Below are 24,117 nucleotides of genomic sequence, written 5' to 3'. Positions count from 1 at the left end.
AGCGGGGGACGGCCTTGACCGGGCGCGAGCGGGTGGCGAAGGTCCTCGAGGACCGCCGCTTCCAGAACTTCATCATCGCCGTGATCGTCTTCAACGCGACCACGCTCGGCATGGAGACGTCGACGTCCTTGATGGACGGGTTCGGCGGGCTCCTGCACACCCTCGACCACATCGCGCTGGGCATCTTCGTCGCCGAGCTGCTCGCGAAGTTCTACGCCTACCGCGGCGGCTTCTTCCGCGACAACTGGAACGTCTTCGACCTGCTGGTCGTCGGCATCGCGGTGATCCCGGCGACCGGGCCGTTCGCCGTCCTGCGGTCGTTGCGCGTGCTGCGGGTCCTGCGGCTGATCTCGGTCGTGCCGTCGATGCGCAAGGTCGTCTCCGGGCTGCTCGCGGCGATCCCCGGCATGGCGTCGATCGCCGCGCTGCTCGCGCTGATCATCTTCGTCGCGGGAGTCATGGCGACAAAGCTGTTCGGCGTCATCTCGCCGGAGAACTTCGGCGACCTCGGCACGTCGCTGTTCACGCTGTTCCAGGTGATGACCGGCGAAGCGTGGCCGGACATCGCGAAGGAGATCATGGTCCAGGCGCCGATGGCGTGGATCTTCTTCGTCGTGTACATCCTGGTGTCGAGCTTCGCGGTGCTGAACCTCTTCATCGCCGTCGTGGTCAGCGGCATGGAGGACGAGCTGCGCCAGGACATCCGCGAGGAAGAGGCGAAGCAGGCCGAAACCCAGGCCGCCGCGAACCAGGAGATCCTGGACGAGCTTCGTGCGCTTCGCGCGGAGCTGGCCGAACTGCGACAGAAGGCGGCTTAGATGCCCGTACGCCCCGCCGTCGTTCTCGCGTTCCTGGCCGTCGTCCTCGCCGGTTGCGGGCCGGAATCGGCGTCCACGGGGCGCCCCTCGGCCGACGCCATCATCGGCACCGTCGAGGGCTTCGCCGGCAAGGACGCCGACGTTTCCCACATCAACGTACTGAGGAAGCAGGCGAAGAACGGCGACGTCAGCGTCGTCGACCTGGTCATCGCCTGCAAACCCGGAACTCGCGACTGCCTGCTGGTGGCACCCGACGGCGCGGGGTACCCGAGTTTGGCGGACTTCGTCGACGACACGAAGCTGCTCGAACCGGGCGACACGATTTCCGGCGCCGCCGGCATTCCCGCCCATCCGGTGGCCCGGCAGTCCGAGACGGTCGTCAAGAGCGACCCGGACGTCTCCGCGTGGACCGCCGTGGGTGTGGTCGTGGCCGGCCTGGTGGTGGCGGCCCTCGTCGTCATCGCCGTGGTTTGGCTGATCAGGCGGCCACGCAGGCGCCGCGAGGGCAACCGCCTGCTGACCGAATGGGACTTGCCGCCGGAGGACTAACCCTCGTCGGCGATCAGCGCTTCGAGCGCCGGGAGCGCCGTCGTCAGGGCTTCGCGGTGCTCGGGCGACAGGCGGTCGAGGCGCCGGTTCAGCTCCTGCACCCGCGTCGACCGGACGCCGGAGACGAGCCGCTCGCCCTCTTCGGTCGCCTTCGCCAGCCACGCCCGGCGGTCGACCGGGTCGGACTCACGGCTGACGTACCCGGCCTCGACCAGGGACGCGATGATCCGCGACATGGTCGCCGCGGCGACGCCCTCCTTCGCGGCGAGGTCGCCGAGGCGCAGCTGGCCGGAGATGACCAGCGTCGCGAGGGCCGAGATGGCGCCGTGGCCCGGGCCGGGCACACCGGCCTGCCGCAGTGACCGGGACAGCCTGCCGACGGCGAGGTACAACCTGCCCGAGACGTCCTGGACCGATGTGCTCGTCACGGCTGGCTCCTTCTTGCCTCACGCGTGCGCGGGTGCGCCGGAAAGTGCCGTCAACCTTACGGGTTCGCAGTGCGCGTTCGGCGTTAAGCCACCCGGGTTCACCGGGGTGGGCTCGACGCCTGCGCCCAGAACCGCTGCGGCACGCGCCCCGCGCCGCGGGCCAAGTGACCGGCGACGACGGCCGAACGCATCGCCGAAGCCATCCGTTCGGGGTCCGTCGCCCGGGTGACCGCCGTGGACAGGAGGACGGCGTCACAGCCGAGCTCCATCGCCAGCGTCGCGTCGGACGCCGTGCCGATTCCGGCGTCCAGGATCACCGGCACGCCCGCCCGCGAAACGATCAGCTCGATGTTGTGCGGATTCCGGATGCCGAGGCCGGTGCCGATCGGCGCGCCCAGCGGCATGACGGCGGCGCAGCCGGCCTCCTCCAGGCGCAGCGCGAGCACCGGGTCGTCGTTCGTGTAGGCGAACACGGTGAACCCGTCGGCGGCCAGCCGTTCGGCGGCGTCGAGGGTTTCGATCGGGTCCGGGAGCAGCGTCCGGTCGTCGGCGTGCACCTCGAGCTTGATCAGATCGGTACCGAGTGCCTCCCGCGCGAGCTGCGCGGTGAGCACGGCCTCGGCGGCTGTGCGGCAGCCCGCGGTGTTCGGCAGCAGCTCGATGCCGAGCCTGCTCAGGAGTTCCAGGACGCCGGAGCCGCCTTCGGCGTCGGCGCGGCGCATGGCGACGGTCGTCAGCTCGGTGCCGGACGCGACGAGCGCGCGTTCGAGCACGGCGAGGTTCGCCGCGCCGCCGGTGCCGATGATCAGCCGGGACGTCAGCTTGCAGGTGCCGATGACCAGTGGTTCTTCGTCCATTTCAGCCTCCTTGGACGGCGGTGAGCACGTCGACGCCCGCGCCCTTGGGCACGGCGGTGGTGGACCAGTCGCCGCGGCGGACGACGACGCCGTCGACCGCGACGGCGATGCCGGGCCGCTGCCCGCCGGACGCGTCGAGGACGTCGGCGACGGTCGCGCCGTCCGGGAACTCCGTCCACTTGCCGTTGAGCTTGATCTCCATCACACGTGCTCCTTCTGGTGCAGGCGGGCGGGCGAAGCCGCTTCGACGCCTTCGGGCGGCTTCTCGCCCTCGAGCCAGGCGACCACGGCGTCCGCGGTCACGGGGGCCATCAGCAGGCCGTTGCGGTGGTGGCCGGTGGCGGCGAAGACGCCGTCGTCGAGGACACCGACGTACGGGAGCACGTCGCGGCTGCCGGCTCGCAGGCCCGCAGCGGTCTCGACGAGCTCGTACTCGGTGATCGCGGGGAAGACGCGTTCGGCGCCCTCGATCAGCTCGCGGACGCCACGGGCGGTGACGGCCTGGTCGAAGCCCGCCTCGTACTGCGTCGCGCCCAGCACGAGCTCCTGGTCGCCGCGCGGGACGAGGTAGATCGGCCGGCCCTCGACGACGGCCCGGACCGTGTGCGCCGGCGGCGGCAGGCAGCCGCGGCGGGGTTTCAGGCGCAGGATCTCGCCCTTGAGCGGCCGCACGGCGTCCGCGAGCTGCGGGTGCAGCCGCCCGGTCCAGGCGCCGGCGGCGAGCACGACGGCGTCGGCGTCCGGGATGCGTTCGACGCGTTCGCGGACGAACCGGACGTCTCGCTTCTGACAGGCCGCGTAGAGGGCGTTGAGCAGTTTGCGGTTGTCCACGGCCAGGTCGCCGGGCACGTGGAGTCCACTTCGGACGGATCCGACGCCGGGTTCGAGCCGCTTGGCCTCCCGGCCGGTGAGGCGTTCGGCCGCGCGGCCGATCGCGTGCAGGTGACCGGCGAGGATGTCGAGGTGACCGGCGTCGGCGCTGTCGAACGCGACGACGAGCGTGCCGTGCCCGGCCAGGCCGGGGTCGATGCCTTCCCGGGTGAGGTCGCTCGCGAAGCCGGGCCAGCGGCGCAGCGACTCCTCGCCCAGGGTGAGGACGTCCTCCTCGCCCGGCCAGGCCTCGGTGACCGGGGCGAGCATGCCGCCGGCCAGCCAGGACGCGCCGCCGCGGACGGGTTCAGGGTCGTAGAGGGTGACTTCGCGGCCGGTTCGTGCCGCTCGCCAGGCCGCGGACAGGCCGATCACGCCGCCGCCGACGACGGCCAAGGTGTTCGTCATGGGAATCACGCTCCCTGCGCCGGCATGACCCGGATCAGGTTCCACGGTCGGAGCGGCAGCTCCCTCTCAGCCCGTCCCTCGGGCTCCCGTGCGGACGCGTCCACCCTACTGTGCCGTTAGCTGATAATCCAACCGCAGTCACGGCCGGATGGCTTTCGCGGCAACGTCACGTACCGCTCGACGGCCGGCCTGCTTTTGGTCGGATCAGCAACGCGCGGGGTACGGTCGCCGCTATGCCCGCCCTCTCCGGTGACAAGATCCGCGCCCGGCTCGACGCCGCGCGCCTGTACCTGTGCACCGACGCCCGCACGGACCGCGGCGACCTGGCCGCATTTGCCGACGCGGCCTTGGCCGGCGGCGTCGACATCATCCAGCTGCGCGACAAGACCGGCGCCTTGGAAGCCGCGGGAGAGATCGCGGCGCTGGAGGTGCTGGCCGAGGCGTGCGCGCGGCACGGAGCACTGCTGTCGGTGAACGACCGGGCGGACGTGGCGCTCGCGGTGGGTGCGGACGTCCTCCACTTGGGCCAGGACGACATCCCGGTGCCGCTGGCCCGCCGCATCCTCGGCGACGACGTGGTGATCGGCCGCTCGACGCACTCTCTTGACCAGGCTCTCGCGGCGGCTTCGGAGCCGGGGGTGGACTACTTCTGCACGGGCCCGTGCTGGCCGACCCCGACGAAGCCCGGCCGGTCGGCGCCGGGGTTGGATCTGGTGCGTGCCGTCACTGCTTCGGCCGTCTCACGGCCGTGGTTCGCGATCGGCGGCATCGACGGGTCGCGGCTCCCGGAGGTCCTCGACGCGGGGGCCTCGCGGATCGTGGTGGTCCGGGCGATCACCGAGGCCGAGGACCCCGAGGCCGCTGCCCGGGACCTGCGCGCCCCCCTGTCCTGAAGTCCGTGAAGGACTCCTTACCGGCTCTTATGGCCGGTAAGGAGTCCTTCACGGCTTTACGGGGTCGGGGTGGCAGCCGCGCCCTGGCTGGTCGGCGGGGCCGCCGACGTCGTCGGCTGCTGGGCCGTCGTGCTCGGTGTCGTCGGTGTGGTCGTCGGGGATCCCGTCGAGGTCGTCGGCGGGGCGGTCGTCTCCGTGGTCGTCGACGGGGTGTTCGTCGGCGACTCCTGGGTGTCGTTCGTGCTGCTGGTCGAAGGCGTTGTCGACGGCGTCGTGTCCGGGTGGCCACCGCCGCTGCCGAAGATCTTGCCGATGCTCGATCCCGTGCCGCCGCCGATCTGGGTGCCCGTCGCCGACTCGAACCCGACTATCGCCAGGATCGCCACCGCGAACGCCGCCACGCTTGTGCCGATGATCAACGGCCAGCGCAGCTTCCGCAGCCGCGAGGGCGCTTCCGGGTCTTCCCCGGGCTTGGGCAGCTGGACCGTCGGCTGCTCGGCCAGCGCCACCTCCGCGCCGGCTCCGGTCCCCCCGCGCCGGCGGATGCCGGACGCCGCCAGCTGGCGCGCCTTGAGCGCCGCCGCACGGGTGCGCTGCAGCGAGCGCAGGTAGAGCTCGCCGCCGACCGTCGTGATCACACTCGCCACGCCCGCGCCGGCGACGGTCCCGGCCACGCCGAGTGTCGACCCCAGCAGCGCAGCCGTCACCGCCGCCAGCGCCGCCGCCATCACCTGCGCGATGCGCAGACCCGACTTTTCTTCCTTCGCTTCGGAAGCCGCTGCGTTCTCCTTGCTCATGATCCCGATCCGGTAGTAAGTCTTCTCCCGTGTCCAACGTGTAGGGCGCGCGAGGAACTCCCCGCGTTGCCGCGACGTGAGAAGGACCACTCTGACTGTCCATAATAGACAGTGCTGTTCGAACATTTTCTTGACATACTCGGCACATGGAACTGGTGACGATCTCTGACATCGAGGCCGCCGCGAAGCGCGTCCAAGGTGTCGCCGTGCGCACGCCCCTGTTGCTCCAGACGTGGGATCCCCGCGGAACCCTGTGGCTCAAACCCGAAAGCCTGCAACCGGTCGGCGCGTTCAAGGTGCGCGGGGCGTTCAACGCGATCGGCGCCCTCGACGAGGAGCGGCGCTCCCGCGGCGTCATCGCCTACTCGAGCGGCAACCACGCGCAGGCGGTCGCCTACGCCGCGCAGCAGTACGGCGTGCCCGCGGTGATCGTCGTGCCGGACGTCGCGCCGCGGATCAAGGTCGAAGCCACCCGCGCGTACGGCGCGGAGGTGATCGAGGTGCCCATCGGCGAACACGAGGGGAAAGCGCGCGAACTGGCCGCCGAACGCGGGCTGACCCTCGTCCCGCCCTACGACGACGCGGCCATCATCGCCGGGCAGGGCACCGCGGGCCTCGAGATCGCCGAAGACCTCCCCGACGTCGAGGTCGTGCTGGTGCCCGTCAGCGGCGGCGGGCTGGCCTCCGGCGTCGGCACCGCGATCAAGGCGCGCTGCCCGCGGGCGAAGGTCATCGGCGTCGAGCCGGCGCTGGCCGGCGACACGGCGGAGGGGCTGCGCCTGGGCCGCCAGGTCGACTGGCCGCAGGCCGACCGCGCCCGGACGATCGCCGACGGCCTGCGCGCCCAGCCGTCCGAGCTGACCTTCGCGCACCTGAAGCAGGTCGTCGACGCCATGGTCACGGTCTCCGAGGACGAGATCCGCGAGGCCATGCGCACGCTCGCCCGGAAGGCCCGGCTGGTCGCCGAGCCCAGCGGCGCGGTGGCGACGGCGGCGTACCTGTTCCACGCCGGCGAGCTGCCGGCCGGGCGCACGGTCGCCCTCGTCTCGGGCGGCAACGCCGACCCGGCGCTGTTCGCCGAGATCCTCGCGGCGGGCTGAGCGGGCCCCGAGCGCCCCAATGTGGCGTTCGGTGCGTCAGACGCACCCAATGTGGCGTTCGGTGCGTGGGACGCAACCAACGCCACATTGGGGCGCTTTACGAGCCGGCCACCGGGGAGCCGCCGCGGACGTGCGTCGGCGGGCCCTCGACGCCGCAGTGGAAGCACTCGCCCAGGTGGGGGCACTCGTCCGCGTCCGGGGACCGCGGCTCGGACGGCGGCGCGAGAACGCCGTTGTGGATGCCCAGCGCGATCAGGCCGCCGGCGATCGCCAGCGCGGCGCAGATGATCAGCGCCGTCCGCCAGCCCGCGGTGAGCGCCACCGGGTCGGCGTACGCCTCGCCGGTCAGGCCGGCCGCCGCGGGCAGCACCGCCACCGCCAGGAGGCCCCCCGAGCGCGCGATCGCGTTGTTGACGCCGGAGGCGACGCCGGCGAAGCGGTCCGGGGCCGCGGCGAGCACCGTCGCGGTCACCGGGGCCACGACCGTCGCCAGGCCGAGCCCGAACACGACGACCGCGGGCAGCACCGTGCCGAGATAGGACGCGCCGGGTGCGATGCGCAGCATCAGCAGCATCCCGATGCCGACGACGATCGGGCCGATCACCAGCTGCGCGCGCGGGCCGATGCGCTGGGCCAGCGCGCCCGACCGCCCCGACAGCAGCAGCATGATCACCGTGAGTGGCAGCCCGGCCAGGCCGGACGCCGTCGGCGAGTAGTGCAGCGACACCTGCAGCTGCATGACCAGCAGCATCATCACGCCGCCGAGCGCCGCGTACATGGCGAAGGTCAGCGCGTTGGCCAGGGTGAACGTCCGGTCGCGGAACAGCGACGGCGGCACCAGCGGCTCGGCCGAGCGGCGCTGGACGGCGACGAACGCGGCCAGTCCGGCGATCCCCAGCAGGCCCGCGACCAGCACGATCGGGTCGCCGATGCCGCGCGCCGGCGCCTCCACCAGCGCGCCGGTGACCCCGGCGAGGCCGATCGCGCCGAGCGCGGCGGCGCCGAAGTCCGGGTGCCCGGTCGCCTCCGGGTCGCGGGACTCGGGGACGAACTTCCGGGCCATCAGCACGACGGCGACCGCGATCGGGACGTTGATGAGGAACGCGAGCCGCCACGACCAGACCTGGACGAGGAAGCCGCCGAGCAGTGGCCCGGCGGCCGCCGCGATGCCGCCGAGGCCGGACCAGGCGCCGATCGCGCGGGCGCGGGCGTCGTGCGCGAAGGACGACTGGAGGATCGCGAGCGATCCGGGTGTCAGCAGCGCGCCGCCGATGCCCTGCAGGATCCGCATCGCGACCAGCATCTCGGTGGACCCGGCGGCGGCGCACAGCCCGGACGCGACGCCGAACCAGACGACGCCGATGAGGTACATGCGGCGCCGGCCGTACCGGTCGCCGAGCGAGCCGGCGACCAGGATGAGCGCGGCGAGCGCCAGCAGGTAGCCGTCGAGGATCCACTGGAGCCCGGCGACGGAGGCGTTCAGCTCGGCGCCGATGCGGGGCAGGGCGACGTTGACGATGGTGCCGTCGAGCATCGCCATGCCCGATCCGAGGATGGTGGTGGCCAGTACGCCGCGCGCGGCGTGGGTGCCCCACCGGATCCCGATGTCCTCAGTGGCTGTCACCCCGCCACTCCACCGCGTGCGGTGATCGCCGTCAACAGCTCACGGCAGCAGCGTGGTGACGAACTTGTACCGGTCGCCGCGGTAGACGGAGCGGGCGTACTCGACCGGCTTGCCGTCCGTGGCGAACGAGTGCCGGGTCAGCCGGAGCACCGGCATGCCGACGTCGGCGCCGAGCATCTCCGCCTCTTCCGGGCCGGCGAGCGACGTCTCGATCGACTCTTCGGCGCGTTCCAGTTCCACTCCGTAGTACTCGCGTAGAACGGCGTACAACGAACCGCCCGCCGAGACGTGCTTGCGCAGCCCGCGGAATCGGCCCGCCGGCAGGTGCGAAGTCTCCAGCGCCATCGGCTGCGAGTCCGCGAGTCGAAGACGTCGAAGGCGAAGAATTTTCGCACCAGTGCGGATTCCGAGCAGTTTCGCGAGATCGCCCTCGGCCGGGAGCTCCTCGAGCTCCAGCAGCTTCGACGACGGCTTCAGGCCTTGGCGCCGCATGTCCTCGGTGTAGGAGGACAACTGCAGCCGCTGCGCGAGCTTCGGCTCGGCCGCGAAGGTGCCTTTGCCCTGCACACGGTGCAGGCGGCCCTCGGCGGTGAGGTCGGCCAGCGCCTGGCGCACGGTGGTGCGGGAGACCGTGAACTCCCCGGCGAGCGCGCGTTCGGTCGGGATCGGCGACCCGGGCGGCAGCACGTCCAAGAGGTCGAGGAGGTGCTGTTTCAGCGCCCAGTACTTGGGCTCGCGCTGCCCGCGCATCCCGGCGATGACGCCCGCCTCGCCCGTGGTGGTGGTCTCCAACATGCCCGACTCCCTATGTCTTCCCTCATTGCGCGCCACGTCCCCGTAAGAAACGTACCCTTTTCCCCAAACGCGCCGCCCCACTAACATTGGTCTAGACCTGACCGACGCCGCCTGAGTCCGGTACATAATGCCGGAGGTGGAGAGGAAAATGATGACCGAACAACGGCCCGGCGAGCACATGGCCGCGGAGATCGCCCAGCAGCCGGACGTCCTGGCGGGACTGGTCGAGCGTCAGGCGGAAATCGCCGGGGTGGCGGAAAAGATCTCACAACGCCCCCCGCGCTTCGCTTTGCTCGCCGCGCGTGGATCGAGTGACCACGCAGCGTTGTATGCGAAGTACCTGATCGAGGTACTTCTCGGCCTTCCGGCTGGTCTTGTCTCCCCGTCCACGGCGACGCTGTACGGCGCGCGGCCCGATCTGCGGGACGTGCTGTTCGTCACGGTCAGCCAGAGCGGCGGCTCGCCCGACCTGATCGAGGTCACCGAAACGGCGCGCCGCCAGGGCGCGCTGACGGTGTCCGTCACCAACACGCCGGACTCGCCGCTGCGCGCGGTGTCCGAGCTGGGGGTCGACATCGGCGCGGGCGTCGAGAAGGCCGTCGCCGCGACCAAGACGTACTCGGCGACGCTGATGGCGCTCTACCTGCTGATCGACGCGGTGCGCGGCGGCAAGGCGGCCGACGCCGAGAAGATCGGCGAGCTGGCGCAGCAGACCCTCGACGGTGCCGCCGAGGGCGTCCAGCGCGCGGTCGACCGGTACCGCTTCGTGGACCGGGTCCTCACCACCGGCCGCGGCTACTCCTACGCGACCGCGCTCGAAGGTTCGCTCAAGCTCGCCGAGACCAGCTACCTCGCCGCCCGCGCGTACAGCGGCGCGGACCTGCTGCACGGCCCGGTCGCGGCGGTGAACGGCGAGACCGCCGTGCTCGCGGTGACCAGCAAGGGGCAGGGCGGCCAGGCGATGCACGAGGTCCTCGACGCCGTCGGCAAGCGCGGCGCGGACGTGCTCGCGGTCGGCTCGGCCGCCTCGGAGATGCCGGCGGCGCTGCGCATCGACGTCGCGCCCACGGTCGAGGAGCTCGCGCCGATCCTCGAGATCCTGCCCATCCAGCGGATCGCGCTCGGCCTGTCGCTCGCCCGCGGCGGCGACCCGGACAGCCCGCGCGGCCTGCTGAAGGTGACCAAGACGAGGTGAGCTACGCGGTAGGCGTCGACGCCGGCGGCACGTCGACCAGGGCTGCCCTGGTCGACGCCGCCGGCGCGGTCCTGGGCACCGGGCGCGGCGAAGGTGCCAATCCGAACGCGCACGCGCCCGAGGTCGCCGCGGGCCGGATCGCCGACGCGATCACCCAGGCGCTCGGCCCGCGCGATCCGGCCGGCGTGCGGGCGTGCGTCGTCGGCATGGCCGGGGTCAGCAAGCTGAGCGACCCGGCGGTGGCCGCGGTGTTCGACGCGGCGTGGGCGCGGATCGGGCTCACCGGCGTCGTCCGGGTCGTGGCCGACGCCGAAGTGGCGTACGCGTCCGCGACCTCGGCGCCGGACGGGACCGTGCTCGTCGCCGGCACCGGTTCCATCGCGGGCCGGATCCGCAAGCGCCGGCTGGCCGGCACCGCGGGCGGCTACGGCTGGCTGCTCGGCGACGAAGGGTCCGCGTTCTGGCTCGGCCGCGAAGCCGTCCGATCCACTTTGGAGGCTCTCGGCCGCGGCCTGCCCCTCGACGGGCTCCCGTCCGCGGTGCTCGCCGCCGCGCTCGGACCGTCCGGTTTGGACGTCCGGACGGACGCGGAGCGTCTCGCCGCGTCGCGCGCGTTGATCACGGCCGCCAACGCCGAGGCGCCGGTCCGGCTCGCCCGGTTCGCCCCGCTGGTGAGCGCGGCGCACGACGCGGGCGAGCCCGGCGCGCGCGAGATCGTCACCCGTGCGGCCGAACTTCTGGTCGCGAACGCCCTCGCCGCGCGCGAGCCCGGCGAGTCGACGCCGGTCGTGCTCGTGGGTTCGGTGCTCACCGGAACCAGCCCGGTCGGCGCTCTCGTGCGCCGCGGACTGGCCGGGCTCGAGGTGCTGACCAGCTCCGATGGGGTGCTGGGGGCGGCCTGGCTCGCGGCCGTGGACGCCTTCGGCGAAGGGGTGGTTAGACCAGTATTTCCCTAAAAAATTGAGTAAAACGCGACGCGAAGACGTCAAAACGTCGACTGAACCCGGGTCGGCCGGGTAACGTAGGCAGTGGCCCCCGGACCCTCCCCCCTCGCCGGGGGCCGCCTTATGCCCCGGGTACGTCGTCCGAGCGGGTTTCGGGAGCCAGGCGCAGGCCGGGGTGCTCCGGCGGCAACGCCCGGTAGAGCACCCAGCCACTCACCGCCACGGTCAGTGCGACCAGCGGCCACGACAGCACCGTGCGGGCCACGCCGAGCGCGATCACCTGGCCGGACCACCACAGCAGGCCGTAGACGACGACCCGCAGCGTGTACTGGCCGAACACCCACACCCAGCTGGCGCGCGAGTACGCCTTCAGCAGCACGGGGTCGCGGCGCCAGCGCGTCTTCTGGCCGAGCACCAGGCCGACGACGACGCCGAGCAGCGGCCAGCGGATCACGATGCTGGCCGCCCAGAGCAGCGCGCTGGCCACATTGGACATCAACTGCAGCAGGAAGAAGTCCTGGGCGCGGCCGGTGTGCAGGGCGATCAGCGCGGCCGCGACGACGGCGGCCAGACTGACGACCAGCGCGCGGATCTTCCCGCCGCGGACGGTCCGGTAGACCCCGAGGGCCACGGCGACCGCGATGGCGACGCCGGCGCCCCAGGCGATGGACTGCCCGGCCGCGAGCCAGCCGACGACGAAGCCGGCGGGCGGGATGCTCGCGTCGAGCGCGCCCCGGCGGCCACCGAGGATCTGCGCGAGCGACTCACGGGGTTCTGCGGACACGTGTCCAGCGTGCCGGATCGCGCCGGGGAGGCTCCAAGCAGGGAGATTTTCACCACAAGAGTCTGGTGATTGTCTTCGAGTGTGCTGTCTCACGGCATGCCCAAGGTGAAGACTACGTAATAGAGAGGCGGAGAAGGCCGACAAGATAAGACACTGTTACCGCAGGCTGAACACCGGTGGGGCCCGGATGGTTAGTTGGGGTGTACAACTACATGTCGGGGAGTGATCGGTCGCAAGACGGGAAGGGGACCCAGCGTGTACGGATTCGACAGCTACATAGCGATCGGGGACAGCTTCACCGAGGGGCTCAACGACGCGCTGCCGGACGGCTCCTTCCGGGGCTGGGCCGACCGGCTCGCGGAGATACTGGCCGGCGGGCGACCCGATTTCCGGTACGCCAACCTGTCCCTGCGCGGCAAGATGCTCGACGAGATCATGGACGAGCAGCTCCCGATCGCGCTGGAGCTCAAGCCCGACCTGGTCACCCTGTGCGCGGGCGGCAACGACATCATCGTCCCGGGGGCGGACGTGGACGCGGTGACGGAGCGCTTCGAGGAGGGCGTCGCGAAGCTGCGCGAGGCGGGGATCCCGGTGCTGATCTTCAACGGCCCGGACACGAAGGTCCTGTCGGTGATGTCGGTCCTGCGCGGCAAGGTGGCGATCTACAACACCCACCTGTGGGCGATCGCGGAGCGGCACGGCGCCCGGATGGTCGACCTGTGGACGATGGCCCCGCTGCACGACCGGCGAGCCTGGAGTGACGACCGGTTGCACTTCTCACCGGAGGCGCACCGCCGGATCGCGTTGAAGTCGGCCGAGGTCCTGGGGGTGCCGGTCGAGGGCGACTGGCGGGAGCCGTGGCCGGCGGAGGCTGTCCCGAGCCGGTGGATCGACTCGCGGCGGTCGGATCTGACGTGGACGAAGGTGCACCTGCTGCCGTGGATCCGGCGGCAGCTGCGCGGGGAGTCGATGGGGGACGGGTTGTCGCCCAAGCGGCCTCAGCTCGCTCCGTTCGTGCCGCAGGTGCTCGAGGTGCCGGACAACGCCCAGGCTCGGCAGCAGGCCAGCTGAGAGGAACTCCCCCGAAGGCCACCATCGACCGCCGGTGGTGGCCTTCACGCGTTCGGCCCGCTGCGGCAAGCAGCTCAGGCGGCCCCCGCCCTCCCTGGCGGGGCTCCGGCAAAGTCGGCGCGCGTGACCAGGGGCTGCCGCGGCGGCGTCATGAACGGCTCGTTCACCTCACCCGACGACTGTTGCCGATGCACTCTGCCCTTCCGAGGGCAAGGGGGTCGGCAAGGTCGGATCTCGGCGCCGGCGGGTCGAGGGGCTCGGTCGTGCTGTCGTGAATGACCCATTCACCTCATCTGACGACAGGAATGAGTCATTCACGACATCCGGAGGACCTCCCAGCCGCCCAAGACACGCCCCCGCCCTTCCCTGGGGGGCGACCCCGAGTCCATCGTATCGGCCATCACCGACGCAAAGTGCCGAAGCGATCACAGCCCGGCCAGTTGTCCACATGTCGACTTACCTGGGGACAACTTGTGGACCACCACTCTTCTCCGGCTCGCCAGCCCGCCTCACCCGGCTTACAGTCCCCTTATGCCCGGTGGTCGTCGCTGGATCCTCGTGGTCCCGATCGGAGTGCTGGTCACCGCGCTGCTGGCGGGGGTCGTCACCTGGGCGCAGGGCGGGAACATCCAGCGTGACCTCACCGCCGACGCCCGGACCGCGCTCTCCCAAGCTGGGCTGTCCCAGGGCAACGTCACCTTCGACGGCCGGGACGCCACCCTCAGCGGCTTCGCGCCCGACCAGGCCCTGCGCGCCCTCGAGATCGTCCAGAACGTCGACGGCGTCCGGGCCGCCCAGCTGCAAGGCGACGTCACCCCGGTGGCCCCGAGCGCGCCGAGCACACCGCCGCCGACGAGCGCGCCCAGCACCAGCAGCCCGCCGCCGACCACCAGCGCCACCGCGGCACCGCCGCCCACCGACAAGGCCGGCGTCCAGGCCGAGATCGACCGGATGCTCTCCGAGGCGCCGATCACCTTCGTGCCGGACACCGCCCGGCTCACCCCCGAGGGCGAGCAGGCCGCCCGCACCGTCGCGATCGCCCTCGCCCAGTCGCCGGACACCTTCCGGTACCGCGTCACCGGCCACGTCGGCCGCGGGCCGGGGGGCGAAAGGGCCGCGCTGAAGCTCTCCCGGGACCGCGCCAGGGCCGTCGCGCGGATCCTCACCACCAACGGGCTGACTGCCAAGCGCGTGACCTACCGGGGGCTGGGCGACACCCGGCCCGCCACCGGCGGCGAAGAAGACCGGCGCGTCGAGATCACGGTCGTTTAGGGGTGAGTGAACAGATGGTGTGGCTGTTCGGGCAGATCTGGCTGTGGCTGGTCATCGCCTTCGCCCTCGGCGCGCTGACCTCGTGGCTCGTCCTGCGCACCACCCGGCGGCCCAGGCCCGCCGCCGAGCCCGTGGACGAGGCGTACTACGAGCCCGAACCCGAGCCCGAACCGCTCGCGGCCGAGCAGACGCAGTTCATCCCCGCGGCGTGGATGCAGCCCGGCGCCGAGCGGACCGAAACCGTCCACGACGACGAAGAGCCCGAGCCCGTCGGCCACCGCGAAGGCCATCTCCCGCTGCCGCCGCAGCGCGGGGTGCAGGCCGAGGACTGGCCCACCGAGGAGGAACCCGCCTGGCCGGAGGCCGACGAACTCCCGGAGGCCGCTCCGCAGTGGCCGCACCAGCCTGGCCGCGGTGACTGACACCCATCCTGGTAAGTTCGGCTACGCACTGTGAGCGAGGCCTGAGGAGGGGGTGGCGTGGCGCTCCCCCATTGGACGGCGCAGCAGGTCCTGCCGCCGGGCCGCCACGCCTGCGACCTCGCCGACGTCTACGAACGCCTGGTCTTCGACGCCCCGCACCAGAACGAGCGCGAGATCCTCTTCAGCGCGCTCAACAGCTACCTCGGCGTGGCCCGGCGGATCATGCCGTCCGGGCGCGCGTGGATCGGCGGAGAGCTGGTCATGCGCACCGCGCACCCGCCGCGCGGCCTCGACGTCGTCCTCGTCCCGGACGAGTGGGGCGCGCTGAAGCGGCTCGACGACGCCGGCCGGTCGGCGCTCTACGGCCTGCTCACGCTCCGCGGCGTGATCGTCGGGCAGCCCGCGATGTACCTCGACCAGGTTCAGCCGGTCGGGGGCATGCTGGACGGCTTCCTCTGCCGGCCCGGCGACGAGGACGTCTGGGCCGAGGTCTGGGCCGAAGGCGGCAGGGGATACCCGGAGATGGTCTGGTGAGGAACGAGTTCCGGCGCATCGCCGACGAGATCCCCGGTGGCACGTGGCTCGACGACCTCGCGCGCGCCTCGGCGATGGCGGCGAACGCCAAGTTCGAGCGGACGTCCCGCTCGCCGCTGCTGCACGTGTCGGTGATCGGCGAGCAGAGCATCGACGCCTACACCTTCTCCGACATCAGCCGCGCGCTGCAGGACGCGACGGCCAAGATCGGGCACATCATCCGGAACCCGTCCGGCGAGGTCACGATCGTCCAGCAGGCCGACCGCGACAAGGCGCCGCTGATCCAGCGCGGCCAGGCGGGCAACGCGATCTTCTTCGGCTTCCCCGAGCTCGATGCCGTCGACGACGCGCTGATCGTCGACGGCATCGAGACGCTCTCCGAGCGGGCCGTCAAGGAGCTGTGCGACTTCCTGCCGGCCAACGGCTCGGACGACGGCGCCCTCGACGCCGTGCTGCTGCAGCGCGACACCGTCCGCAACGCCGTGAGCGACATCGTCAACGCCGTCGCGAAGAACGCCGGCATCGGCATGGCGCTGACGCCGACCTCGGGCGAACAGGTCACGCGCAGCATGACCACCGAGCAGGCGCGGATCCTGCAGGGGAGCCTCCGGGAGTCGCGCGAGGCCGTCGGCTACGAGACGGTGCGCGGGCGGCTCGACGGCGTCCGCACCCGGCGCCGGATCTTCTACCTCGACCGCGAGTCGGGCGGGACGATCCAGGGCGCGGTGGCGCCGGACCTGCTCGACGAGATCAAGGAGAACCTCGACCGCCCGGTGACCGCCCGGCTGCGCGTCGTGCGCGCCACGACGATCGACGGCCGCCGCGGCCGCCCGGTTTTCGAGCTCCTCGAAATCACACCCGAAGTAAGCCTTTTCGACTGATAAGTCCGATATCCGACTTTCGCCGTGGGCAACAGGACCAACCCCTCGTCGTAGGCTCCACGGCGGTATCCGGGTGTGCGTCCGGTACCTACGATACCCGCTGCGAGGTCGTGAAACCGGCCGCCGAACAGTGGGAACTCCGATATTCTTCCCATTGATCACCAGGCCACACCCTGCGCACGTTGTCAGGAAATACCGATACCTGACACGAAATGGTGGGACAATGACTTTTTCCAGAATGTAACAATTTCGTTCTCGGGCACTCTTATGGGTTAACGTCGTCGCACTCCCACCCGAAGGGGTCCGCATGATGACCGACCCGCAGTACCCGCCGCCGACCACCGCGCGCCACGGACGGCCCGCGCCTCCGGTGACGGCCACGGAGCGTCGTCAGGCCAACGCGAAGCCCGGACGGAACATCCTCGCGATAGTCGGGCTGGTGCTCGGCGTGGCCGCCCTGGTTGTCGCGTTCGTCCCGGACATCGGGTTCGTCGCGTGGCCGCTGGCCGGAATCGGGCTGGTCCTGGCGGTTGTCGGACTGGTCCAGGCCAAGAAGGGGGCGGTGGGCGATCGCGGGCTGGCGATCACCGCCACCGTCGTCTCCGTCGCCGCACTGCTCTCGACGGCCGGGATGCTGCTGTACTCGACCTTCCTCGGCGGCGGCGAGTCCGGGCTGCACCTGCCGGCGGTGGCCGGCGACAAGCACGCCGTGACGTTCCAGGTGACCTCCGCCGGCGGCGCGACCGTGCGGTACGGCAGCCTGTCGGACCAGCGCACGGAAAACGCTCCCGCGAGCACCGACGCGTGGGAGGGCCAGGCGTCCTACAACAATGGTTCGTACCTGTTGACGCTGACCGCGGACACCCGCAATTCGCAGCTCAACAACGAAATCAGCTGCGCCATTCTGGTCGACGGCAAGAAGGTCGCGGAAAACAGCGGGACGACGATCGCGCTCTGCACGGCGAACGTGAGCTGAGCCACGGCGGCCGGGAGCCTGGCGACCGGCCGGCCTGACCCCCAAGTCGGCCGGCCGGGCCGCCACGAGCCGCTCCTGGCGGCTCCCGGCCCCGGCGGGGTTTCCCGCACGGGGCCTGGCGCCGGCGTCTCCGCCTGCCCCTCCCCTAGGGCTCGGCCGGCACTGTCGAACCTACGCGGACGCCGCCCGGGAGCACTAAGAATCCACTAAGGATCGGCCCCGGTTCCGCCCGCTTTCCGGCTCACCGGGACACGGACGTGCCGAATCGGCCGTCGCGAGACCGGGCCGTGACACATTCGCAACCGATGGATTCTTCACAAGCCTGAATCAGCGGCGCGGAGTTGTCGCAGTTCGAATGCGCGGGAAATCCTCACTGCAGTTCGGCGAGTTCCGCGCGGACCTCACCGACCAGCTTCGGATGCACCCGCTCGTAAATGCGCACCGACAGCGCCAGCTGCTCCCGCGCACCGTCGAGATCACCGCGCGCCCGCAGCACCCGGCCCAGTGTCAGCCGCAGCGCGCCTTCGCGCGCCGCGAACTCGCGGCTGATCGCCAGGTCGATCGCCTCCCAGACGTAGCGCTCCGCCGCCTCCAGGTCGCCGGCCCGGAGGCTGAGCTCGGCCAGCTTGTCCAGCGAGACGACCACCCGGTCGTCGTCGCCGAGCGAGCGGTCGATCGCCAGCCCCGCGAGCTGGTGGGCGATCGCGTCGGGCAGGCGGCCCGCCCGCTTCTCCGCCTGCGCGCAGCTGCTGAGCGCCTGCCCGCGCAGCGTGACGTCCGAGGCCTCCGCGATCGCCTTGGCCAGCCGGTCGATGGCCTTCTGGTGCTCGCCGCGCCGGCTCAGCGCGCGGCCGAGGTGCAGGTCGGCGGACGTGACCAGCCGCGCGTCGGCGGACCCGGCGGAGAGCTCCAGCGCCCGCTCGGCGTCGGCCAGGCCGGCGCCCGGCAGCTCGAACGTCAGCGCGATCTCGCACCGCGCGAGCCGCAGCCAGCACTGCCCGGCGACGTCGCCCGCGGCTTCGGCGGCCGCGACGCCGAGATCCGCCATCCGCGTCCACTCGTCCAGCAGCGGGCACGCGACGCGGTAGGTGTGACCGAGCAGGGCGAGCCGCCAGACGTCGTCGTAGCGGCCCGCGGTGTACGCGGCATCGAGCGCCGCCAGCAGGTTCGGCCACTCGGCCGCGAACCAGTCGCGCGCTTCGGCGGCGCCGGCCAGCGGCGGCATCGCCTCGTCGGCGAGCACCCCGGTGAAGTCGAGCGGATCGGCGACGTGCCCCAGCCGGCGCCGCGCCCGGTCGGCCACCGCCTGGTAGTAGCGGACCGTCCAGCCGATCGCCTCGTCGCGCTCCTTCTCGCCGAGCTCCTGTTCCGCGAGCTCACGCAGGTAGAGCCAGACGAGGTCGTGCGGGGCGAAGACGTCCCGGGCGATCTCGGCGATCAGGTTGTGCGCCGCCAGCGCGCGCAGCCGCCGCCGGGCCTCGGCCACCGGGATCTGCGCCACCGCGGCCATCAGGTGCGGCCCGACCATGACCCCGGGCACCGCGCCGAGCTGCAGGAACGTCTCGGCGATCTCGCCGGGCAGGCCGCGGAAGGAGACGTCGAAGGCGGCGCGCACGCTGTCGTCGGCGCCGTCGACCTGCAGTCCGGCCAGCCGCGTCCGCTCGTTGCCGAGCTCGTCGACCAGCTCCTCCGCGGTGCGCTGCGGGCTGGCCGAGAGCCGGGCCCCGGCGATCCGCAGCGCGAGCGGGAGGTAGCCGCAGAGCCGCGCGAGCGTGTGGTTGTGCCCGGCCGGGCCGGCGAGCTCCTCGATCAGCCGGACGGCGTCCTCGGGCGCGAGCGTGCCGAGGACGCGCTGCTTGGCCGCGTTCGACACGGCGAGCCCGTCCAGGCGCGACCGGCTGGTCACCACCGTCATCGTCCGCGCGCTCGGCGGCAGCAGCGGGCGCACCTGCTGGGCGGTGCGGGCGTCGTCGAGCAGCACGAGCATCCGCCGTCCGGCGATCAGCGACCGGTAGAGCGCGACGCGTTCGTGCAGCAGCTCCGGGATCTTCGCGGTCTCGACGCCGAGGCCGAGCAGGAACTGCGTGAGGAGCTCGGCGGGTTCCAGCGGCGGGTGGTGCGGGTCGAAGCCCCGCAGCGACGCGAACAGGACGCCGTCCGGGAACCGCGCCGCGACCCGGTGCGCCCACCACACGACCAGCGTGCTCTTGCCGACCCCGGCGGTGCCGGTGACGATCGCGATCGTGGTCTCGCCGGCCTCGGCGCGGGTGACCAGGCCGTCGAGCCAGGCCAGCTCGCCGGCGCGCCCGGCCAGGCTCGGCACCGCGGCGGGCAGCTGCGAGATCGGCTTGCCCGGCTCCTCGGTGGCGGCCGGGGCGGCCGCGGTCCGGACCGGGAGGTCGTCGTTGAGCACCCGCTCGTGCAGCCAGCGCAGCTCGGCGCCGGGCTCGACGCCCAGCGTGCGGAGGGTGGCGCGCGAGACGGTCCGGTACAGCTCGAGCGCGTCCCCGCGGCGCCCGGCGTGGTAGAGCGCCCGCATGAGCTGGCCGGCGGTCCGCTCGGCGAGGGGGTCGGCGCGGACGATCGGGCTCAGCTCGACGATCAGCTCGGCGTGCCGGCCGAGGCCGAGGTCGGCGTCGACGCGAGCGCCGTGCACGGCCAGGCGGAGGTCCTCCAGCTCGGGCGCCTGCAGCGACTCGGGCACGCCGCCCAGCGCCGGCCCCTGCCAGAGCGAGAGCGCTTCGGCCAGCAGCGCGGCGGCGGTCTCCGGGGTGGCCACGGACGCGCTGTCCAGCAGGGTGCGCGCCCGGTGGACGTCGATCCGGTCGGGCTCGACCTCGAGCCGGTAGCCCGGCGGGGTGGTCAGGATGCTCGGGCCGTCGATGTCACGGAGGATCCGCCGCAGGTGGGAGACGTTGCCGTGGACGATGGTCCGGGCGGTGGCGGGCGGATCGTGGCCCCACAGGGCGTCGATGATCTCGTCGAGCCCGACGACCTTGCCGGGCTTGAGCGCGAGCAGGGCGAGCAGCCCGCGGACGCCGGGGCCGCCGATCGGGACGGCGACGTCGCCGTCGAAGAGCTGGACGGGCCCGAGCAGCTTGAACCGGCATTCGGCCATGCTCGCGCCCACCTCCCCGGGGGTTCACGGTTTCGCCGGCGTCTCCCTCGCCGGAAAAATCAACCTACCGTGGTCACCGGCTGTCGAGCAGGCCCGGTACCAGGAGTTTTGAGGCATCTGCGAAATCCGCAGCGGGGAGCCCGGCGGGGTGCGACATCCAGCGGCGAACGGGGACGGACGTGACACGACCCCGTACCACCGGTCCCGATCCGGTGGTACGGGGTCGTGATGAAACTTCGGCCGGGCCGCCAGGGGGCGCGGTCCGCCCGTCCGTCACCGCCGGTGACCGGGCGGGTGAGCTCACCCCGAGCGAAGCACCCGCCGGTCGTCAGCGAAGACGTCTGTTGCGCGGACCACACGCCCGCGCGGTGGCGACACGGTAACAAAGCGCACCGGGTCGGTCACCGGCGGGCCGTGCGGGCTCTCCGCTTTCCGGGGGCTCCGGGTGGCGGAGCCCCCGGCCCGGGGCGAAGCCCCGGTACGACTCAGCGCGAGATCGGCGTCGAGTCGCGGCCGGCGATGAACGCGGGCCGCGGCGAACTCGCCGCGAACGGCTGGTCCAGGGCGTTTTCCACGCTGTTGAACACCAGGAAGATGTTCGAGCGCGGGTACGGGGTGATGTTGTTCCCGGAGCCGTGCATGATGTTCGAGTCGAACCACAGCGCCGAACCGGCCTGGCCGGTGAACTGGTCGATGCCGTGCTCGGCCGCCATCTTGGTGATGTCGTCCTCGCTCGGCACGCCCACCCGCTGGTCCTTGAGCGAGCTCTTGTAGTTCTGGTCCGGCGTCTCGCCGGCGCACTGGACGAACGTCCGGTGCGAGCCGGGCATGATCATGAGCCCGCCGTTGAACGGGTAGTTGTCCGTCAGCGCGATGGAGCAGCTGACCGCGCGCGGCGACGGCATGCCGTCCTCCGCGTGCCAGGTCTCGAAGTCCGAGTGCCAGTAGAACCCGGTGCCCTTGAACCCCGGCATGTAGTTGACGCGGCTCTGGTGGATGTACACGTCGGAGCCGAGCAGCTGCCGGGCCCGGTCCAGCACGCGCGGGTCGCGCACCAGCTCGGCGATCAGGTCCGAGATCTCGTGGACGTCGAAGATCGACCGGACTTCACCGGTCTTCGCCTCGGTGATGACGCGCTCGTCCCCGGCGAGCTCCCGGTCGGACGACAGCCGCACCAGCTCCTGCCAGTACGTCTGCACCTCCCCGACCGACAGCATGTCCTCGACCACGGTGTAACCCTTGGTCTCGTGGTTCGCCAGCGTGGCGGCGTCGATCGGGCCGTCGGCTTCGGTACCCCACACCGTGGGGTGCACGCGCGGCAGGTGCGCCGGCGTACCGGTGATCCGGGTCGGGTAACTGTCGTCGACCCGGGTGTCCATCAGCGTCACGGGCTTCGCCTCCTGTTTCCTCTCCCGCTTCCCTCGTCACTCGGTGATCAGCGGGTACACGCCGTTCTCGTCGTGGACCTCGCGGCCGGTCACCGGGGGGTTGAACACGCACACGCACTTGATCTCGGTCTTCGGCCGGACCTGGTGCTTGTCGTGGTCGTTGAGCAGGTACAGCGTCCCCGGCTTGAGCTGGTGCACCTCACCGGTGGCGAGGTCTTCGATCTCGCCCTCGCCGGAGGTGATGAACACCGCCTCGATGTGGTTGGCGTACCAGAAGTCGTTGACCGTTCCCGCGTACAGCGTGGTCTCGTGCACCGAGAAGCCGACGCCTTCCTTGGCGAGGATGATCCGCTTGCTGCGCCAGTTCTCGGTCTTGATGTCGGCGTCGGTGTCGGTGATCTCGTCGAGCGTGCGAACGAGCACGGGGGTGACTCCTCTACTTCTTCAGGACGGCCTTGATGGACTCGTCGATGATCGACAGGCCCTGCGTCAGCTCGTCGTCGGTCAGGGTGAGCGGCGGCAGGAGCTTCATGACTTCGCCGTCGGGACCGGAGGTCTCCATCAGCAGGCCGCGCGCGAACGCTTCGGCGCAGACGCGGCCGGCCAGGTCGCCGCTCTCGAACTCGAGGCCGCGCGCCAGGCCGCGGCCCTTGGCGACCAGGTTCGCGTCCGGGTAGGCCTCGACGATGCCCGAGAACGCGGCGGCGATGCGCTCGCCCTTCGCCTTGGTCGACTTCTCGAGCTCGTCGTCGCTCCAGTAGACGTTGATCGCCTCGGTCGCGGTGACGAACGCGGGGCTGATGCCGCGGAAGGTGCCGTTGTGCTCGCCGGGCTCCCAGACGTCGAGCTCCGGCTTGATCAGCGTCAGCGCCATCGGGATGCCGTAGCCGCCGATGGACTTCGACAGGCACACGATGTCCGGCTTGATCCCGGCGTCCTCGAAGCTGAAGAACGGGCCGGTGCGGCCGCAGCCCATCTGGACGTCGTCGAGGATCAGCAGGATGTTGTGGCGCTTGCAGAGGTCGTCGAGACCCTTCAGCCACTCCAGGCGCGCGGCGTTGATGCCGCCCTCGCCCTGGACGCCTTCGACGATCACCGCGGCCGGCTCGTTGAGCCCGCTGCCGGAGTCTTCGAGGAGCTTCTCGAAGTACAGGAAGTCCGGCATCGCGCCGTCGAAGTACGCGTCGTAGGGCATCGGCGTGGCGTGCACCAGCGGGACGCCCGCGCCGCCGCGCTTCATCGAGTTGCCGGTCACCGACAGCGCGCCGAGCGTCATGCCGTGGAAGGCGTTGGTGAAGTTGATGACCGATTCCTTGCCGGTCACCTTGCGCGCCAGCTTCAGCGCGGCCTCGACGGCGTTCGCGCCGCCCGGACCCGGGAAGACGACCTTGTAGTTCAGGCCGCGCGGGTCGAGGATCTTGTCGCGGAAGGTCTGCAGGAAGTCGCGCTTGGCCACGGTGAACATGTCCAGCGCGTGGGTGACGCCGTCACGCTGGATGTAGTCGATCAGGGCCTGCTTCAGCCGCGGGTTGTTGTGCCCGTAGTTCAGCGCGCCGGCCCCGGCGAAGAAGTCCAGATAGGACTTGCCGTTCTCGTCGTAGAGATGGCTGCCCTGGGCGCGGTCGAACACGACCGGCCAGCCGCGGCTGTAGCTGCGGACCTCTGATTCGAGCTCTTCGAAGATGCTCATGACGTTTCTTTTCTCCTACTCGCCCGGATCTTTGCGTGCTGTGAGCGGACCGATGCGGTAAAGCTCTTCGGGGAGGTGCCCGGCTTCGGGGAATTCCTCTCCACCGAACAGCACACTGGTTTCCATCGCGGCGTTCCAGCGCTTCGCGAACGACGTGAAGAGCCGGATGGACGCGTCGTTGTCCGGGGTGATGGTGGTCTCGAGGTAACGCACCCCTGCATCGACCAGGCGGGTGTACAGCGCGTCGAGCAGCGCTCCGGCCAGGCCCTTCCCGCGCTGCGAGGCGTCGACGGCGACCTGCCAGACGAGCGCGGCCTCCGGCTCACCGGGCCTGCGGTAGGCGATGACGAATCCGACCGCCTTGCCGTCTTCGCGCGCGACGACCGAGGACTCGGCGAAATCGCGGCACCACAACATGTATGCGTACGGCGAGTTGAGATCGAGCTTGGCGGAATCACGCGCGATTCGCCACAGCTCCGCGCCGTCCGCCTTGGTCGGGGATTCGATCAAGTGCGTTACGGACATACTCAGGAAACGTAACAGAGAATTTTCGGCTCGCCAGCGACGTGGCTCACGACCCCCGCAATGACCTGCGGCGACGCGGAGTACCCGGTGAGCAGTCCCACAAACATGTTTGAAGTGGACGGTTCCGGGGCATACGCGCGCCTGGGTCGCGCGCCCGTGGCTCACGACCTACCCGCAC

General features: G+C 71.3%; 25 protein-coding genes and 1 riboswitch. Of the genes, 12 read left to right on the top strand and 13 right to left on the bottom strand.

Annotated features, from left to right (window positions below):
- Nucleotides 1-14: 14 nt before the first annotated feature.
- Both QRX60_RS15800 and QRX60_RS15795 read left to right on the top strand, forming a co-directional pair.
- The gene (locus QRX60_RS15800) at nt 15-818 is read left to right on the top strand and encodes an ion transporter (RefSeq protein ID WP_286001532.1); all 804 of its coding nucleotides are present in this window, start codon (nt 15-17) and stop codon (nt 816-818) included.
- The gene (locus tag QRX60_RS15795; protein ID WP_286001531.1) at nt 819-1,367 is read left to right on the top strand and encodes a hypothetical protein; all 549 of its coding nucleotides are present in this window, start codon (nt 819-821) and stop codon (nt 1,365-1,367) included.
- Here QRX60_RS15795 and QRX60_RS15790 read toward each other — a convergent pair.
- From QRX60_RS15790 to thiO, 4 genes are all read right to left on the bottom strand, one after another.
- A complete protein-coding gene (locus QRX60_RS15790; protein WP_286001530.1) occupies nt 1,364-1,795 on the bottom strand; it encodes a MarR family winged helix-turn-helix transcriptional regulator in 432 nt (143 codons plus the stop codon). The two genes, QRX60_RS15795 and QRX60_RS15790, sit on opposite strands and share 4 nt — an antisense overlap.
- Nucleotides 1,796-1,893: 98 nt before the next feature.
- Nucleotides 1,894-2,652, bottom strand: coding sequence for a thiazole synthase (gene thiG / locus QRX60_RS15785; RefSeq protein ID WP_286001529.1), 759 nt, complete (start codon nt 2,650-2,652; stop codon nt 1,894-1,896).
- Between the two features lies 1 nt (nt 2,653).
- Nucleotides 2,654-2,854: a sulfur carrier protein ThiS gene (thiS, locus tag QRX60_RS15780; protein ID WP_286001528.1), complete on the bottom strand. Its 201-nt coding sequence runs from the start codon at nt 2,852-2,854 to the stop codon at nt 2,654-2,656.
- Entirely contained in the window at nt 2,854-3,930 is a 1,077-nt protein-coding gene (gene thiO / locus QRX60_RS15775; RefSeq protein WP_286001527.1) for a glycine oxidase ThiO, read from the bottom strand. The genes thiS and thiO overlap by 1 nt, the downstream gene beginning before the upstream one ends.
- A riboswitch (TPP riboswitch) is annotated at nt 3,925-4,030 on the bottom strand. It overlaps the preceding gene by 6 nt.
- A gap of 133 nt (nt 4,031-4,163) precedes the next feature.
- On the opposite strand from thiO, the gene thiE reads away from it, so the two are divergent.
- Entirely contained in the window at nt 4,164-4,823 is a 660-nt protein-coding gene (thiE, locus tag QRX60_RS15770; protein ID WP_286001526.1) for a thiamine phosphate synthase, read from the top strand.
- A gap of 56 nt (nt 4,824-4,879) precedes the next feature.
- Here the strand turns inward: thiE and QRX60_RS15765 are convergent, their stop codons facing one another.
- A complete protein-coding gene (locus QRX60_RS15765) occupies nt 4,880-5,620 on the bottom strand; it encodes a hypothetical protein (protein WP_286001525.1) in 741 nt (246 codons plus the stop codon).
- Between the two features lie 146 nt (nt 5,621-5,766).
- On the opposite strand from QRX60_RS15765, the gene QRX60_RS15760 reads away from it, so the two are divergent.
- Nucleotides 5,767-6,720: a threonine ammonia-lyase gene (locus QRX60_RS15760; protein ID WP_286001524.1), complete on the top strand. Its 954-nt coding sequence runs from the start codon at nt 5,767-5,769 to the stop codon at nt 6,718-6,720.
- 97 nt (nt 6,721-6,817) lie between these two features.
- Here the strand turns inward: QRX60_RS15760 and QRX60_RS15755 are convergent, their stop codons facing one another.
- Nucleotides 6,818-8,344, bottom strand: coding sequence for an MFS transporter (locus QRX60_RS15755; RefSeq protein WP_286001523.1), 1,527 nt, complete (start codon nt 8,342-8,344; stop codon nt 6,818-6,820).
- 39 nt (nt 8,345-8,383) lie between these two features.
- Nucleotides 8,384-9,139 carry a GntR family transcriptional regulator gene (locus QRX60_RS15750; RefSeq protein ID WP_286001522.1) on the bottom strand — a complete coding sequence of 252 codons (756 nt, stop codon included), beginning with the start codon at nt 9,137-9,139 and terminating at the stop codon, nt 8,384-8,386.
- A 148-nt stretch (nt 9,140-9,287) separates the two neighbouring features.
- Between QRX60_RS15750 and QRX60_RS15745 the strand changes: the two genes are divergently transcribed.
- Complete coding sequence (locus tag QRX60_RS15745; protein ID WP_286001521.1) at nt 9,288-10,334, top strand: SIS domain-containing protein; 1,047 nt, start codon at nt 9,288-9,290, stop codon at nt 10,332-10,334.
- Entirely contained in the window at nt 10,331-11,290 is a 960-nt protein-coding gene (locus tag QRX60_RS15740) for an N-acetylglucosamine kinase (RefSeq protein WP_286001520.1), read from the top strand. Before QRX60_RS15745 ends, QRX60_RS15740 begins: the two co-directional genes overlap by 4 nt.
- A 109-nt stretch (nt 11,291-11,399) precedes the next feature.
- Here the strand turns inward: QRX60_RS15740 and QRX60_RS15735 are convergent, their stop codons facing one another.
- Nucleotides 11,400-12,062, bottom strand: coding sequence for a DUF3159 domain-containing protein (locus tag QRX60_RS15735; protein WP_286001519.1), 663 nt, complete (start codon nt 12,060-12,062; stop codon nt 11,400-11,402).
- 255 nt (nt 12,063-12,317) lie between these two features.
- Here QRX60_RS15735 and QRX60_RS15730 point away from each other — a divergent pair, with 255 nt between their 5' ends.
- The 6 genes from QRX60_RS15730 to QRX60_RS15705 all read left to right on the top strand — a co-directional run bounded on the left by QRX60_RS15730 (nt 12,318) and on the right by QRX60_RS15705 (nt 17,218).
- Nucleotides 12,318-13,133 (top strand): SGNH/GDSL hydrolase family protein, encoded by an 816-nt coding sequence (locus tag QRX60_RS15730; RefSeq protein WP_286001518.1) that lies wholly within the window; start codon nt 12,318-12,320, stop codon nt 13,131-13,133.
- A gap of 531 nt (nt 13,134-13,664) precedes the next feature.
- Nucleotides 13,665-14,405, top strand: a complete 741-nt coding sequence (locus QRX60_RS15725) for an OmpA family protein (RefSeq protein WP_286001517.1) — start codon at nt 13,665-13,667, stop codon at nt 14,403-14,405.
- A gap of 14 nt (nt 14,406-14,419) precedes the next feature.
- Nucleotides 14,420-14,827, top strand: a complete 408-nt coding sequence (locus QRX60_RS15720) for a hypothetical protein (RefSeq protein ID WP_286003604.1) — start codon at nt 14,420-14,422, stop codon at nt 14,825-14,827.
- A 57-nt stretch (nt 14,828-14,884) separates the two neighbouring features.
- The gene (locus QRX60_RS15715) at nt 14,885-15,361 is read left to right on the top strand and encodes a DUF6932 family protein (RefSeq protein ID WP_286001516.1); all 477 of its coding nucleotides are present in this window, start codon (nt 14,885-14,887) and stop codon (nt 15,359-15,361) included.
- The gene (locus QRX60_RS15710) at nt 15,358-16,242 is read left to right on the top strand and encodes a hypothetical protein (protein ID WP_286001515.1); all 885 of its coding nucleotides are present in this window, start codon (nt 15,358-15,360) and stop codon (nt 16,240-16,242) included. The genes QRX60_RS15715 and QRX60_RS15710 overlap by 4 nt, the downstream gene beginning before the upstream one ends.
- 307 nt (nt 16,243-16,549) lie before the next feature.
- Nucleotides 16,550-17,218, top strand: coding sequence for a DUF4190 domain-containing protein (locus tag QRX60_RS15705; RefSeq protein ID WP_286001514.1), 669 nt, complete (start codon nt 16,550-16,552; stop codon nt 17,216-17,218).
- A gap of 370 nt (nt 17,219-17,588) precedes the next feature.
- Here the strand turns inward: QRX60_RS15705 and QRX60_RS15700 are convergent, their stop codons facing one another.
- From QRX60_RS15700 to ectA, 5 genes are all read right to left on the bottom strand, one after another.
- Complete coding sequence (locus QRX60_RS15700) at nt 17,589-20,336, bottom strand: AfsR/SARP family transcriptional regulator (RefSeq protein WP_286001513.1); 2,748 nt, start codon at nt 20,334-20,336, stop codon at nt 17,589-17,591.
- Nucleotides 20,337-20,821: 485 nt separating this feature from the next.
- Entirely contained in the window at nt 20,822-21,724 is a 903-nt protein-coding gene (gene thpD, locus QRX60_RS15695) for an ectoine hydroxylase (protein ID WP_286001512.1), read from the bottom strand.
- A gap of 36 nt (nt 21,725-21,760) precedes the next feature.
- The gene (locus QRX60_RS15690) at nt 21,761-22,147 is read right to left on the bottom strand and encodes an ectoine synthase (RefSeq protein ID WP_086678856.1); all 387 of its coding nucleotides are present in this window, start codon (nt 22,145-22,147) and stop codon (nt 21,761-21,763) included.
- Between the two features lie 13 nt (nt 22,148-22,160).
- Nucleotides 22,161-23,414, bottom strand: coding sequence for a diaminobutyrate--2-oxoglutarate transaminase (gene ectB / locus QRX60_RS15685; RefSeq protein ID WP_286001511.1), 1,254 nt, complete (start codon nt 23,412-23,414; stop codon nt 22,161-22,163).
- Between the two features lie 15 nt (nt 23,415-23,429).
- Nucleotides 23,430-23,939, bottom strand: a complete 510-nt coding sequence (gene ectA, locus QRX60_RS15680) for a diaminobutyrate acetyltransferase (RefSeq protein WP_286001510.1) — start codon at nt 23,937-23,939, stop codon at nt 23,430-23,432.
- Nucleotides 23,940-24,117 lie beyond the last annotated feature (178 nt).

Source organism: Amycolatopsis mongoliensis, from assembly GCF_030285665.1.
Taxonomy (GTDB): Bacteria; Actinomycetota; Actinomycetes; order Mycobacteriales; family Pseudonocardiaceae; genus Amycolatopsis; species Amycolatopsis mongoliensis.
This window is presented reverse-complemented; position numbering and strand designations above follow the sequence as displayed.

Coding starts and splice junctions, on each gene's coding strand:
- QRX60_RS15795 (WP_286001531.1), top strand. CDS start 819: ATGCCCGTACGCCCCGCCGTCGTTCTCGCGTTCCTGGCCGTCGTCCTC.
- thiG (WP_286001529.1), bottom strand. CDS start 2,652: ATGGACGAAGAACCACTGGTCATCGGCACCTGCAAGCTGACGTCCCGG.
- thiS (WP_286001528.1), bottom strand. CDS start 2,854: ATGGAGATCAAGCTCAACGGCAAGTGGACGGAGTTCCCGGACGGCGCG.
- thiO (WP_286001527.1), bottom strand. CDS start 3,930: ATGACGAACACCTTGGCCGTCGTCGGCGGCGGCGTGATCGGCCTGTCC.
- thiE (WP_286001526.1), top strand. CDS start 4,164: ATGCCCGCCCTCTCCGGTGACAAGATCCGCGCCCGGCTCGACGCCGCG.
- QRX60_RS15765 (WP_286001525.1), bottom strand. CDS start 5,620: ATGAGCAAGGAGAACGCAGCGGCTTCCGAAGCGAAGGAAGAAAAGTCG.
- QRX60_RS15760 (WP_286001524.1), top strand. CDS start 5,767: ATGGAACTGGTGACGATCTCTGACATCGAGGCCGCCGCGAAGCGCGTC.
- QRX60_RS15750 (WP_286001522.1), bottom strand. CDS start 9,139: ATGTTGGAGACCACCACCACGGGCGAGGCGGGCGTCATCGCCGGGATG.
- QRX60_RS15745 (WP_286001521.1), top strand. CDS start 9,288: ATGATGACCGAACAACGGCCCGGCGAGCACATGGCCGCGGAGATCGCC.
- QRX60_RS15725 (WP_286001517.1), top strand. CDS start 13,665: ATGCCCGGTGGTCGTCGCTGGATCCTCGTGGTCCCGATCGGAGTGCTG.
- QRX60_RS15720 (WP_286003604.1), top strand. CDS start 14,420: ATGGTGTGGCTGTTCGGGCAGATCTGGCTGTGGCTGGTCATCGCCTTC.
- QRX60_RS15705 (WP_286001514.1), top strand. CDS start 16,550: ATGATGACCGACCCGCAGTACCCGCCGCCGACCACCGCGCGCCACGGA.
- QRX60_RS15700 (WP_286001513.1), bottom strand. CDS start 20,336: ATGGCCGAATGCCGGTTCAAGCTGCTCGGGCCCGTCCAGCTCTTCGAC.
- ectB (WP_286001511.1), bottom strand. CDS start 23,414: ATGAGCATCTTCGAAGAGCTCGAATCAGAGGTCCGCAGCTACAGCCGC.
- ectA (WP_286001510.1), bottom strand. CDS start 23,939: ATGTCCGTAACGCACTTGATCGAATCCCCGACCAAGGCGGACGGCGCG.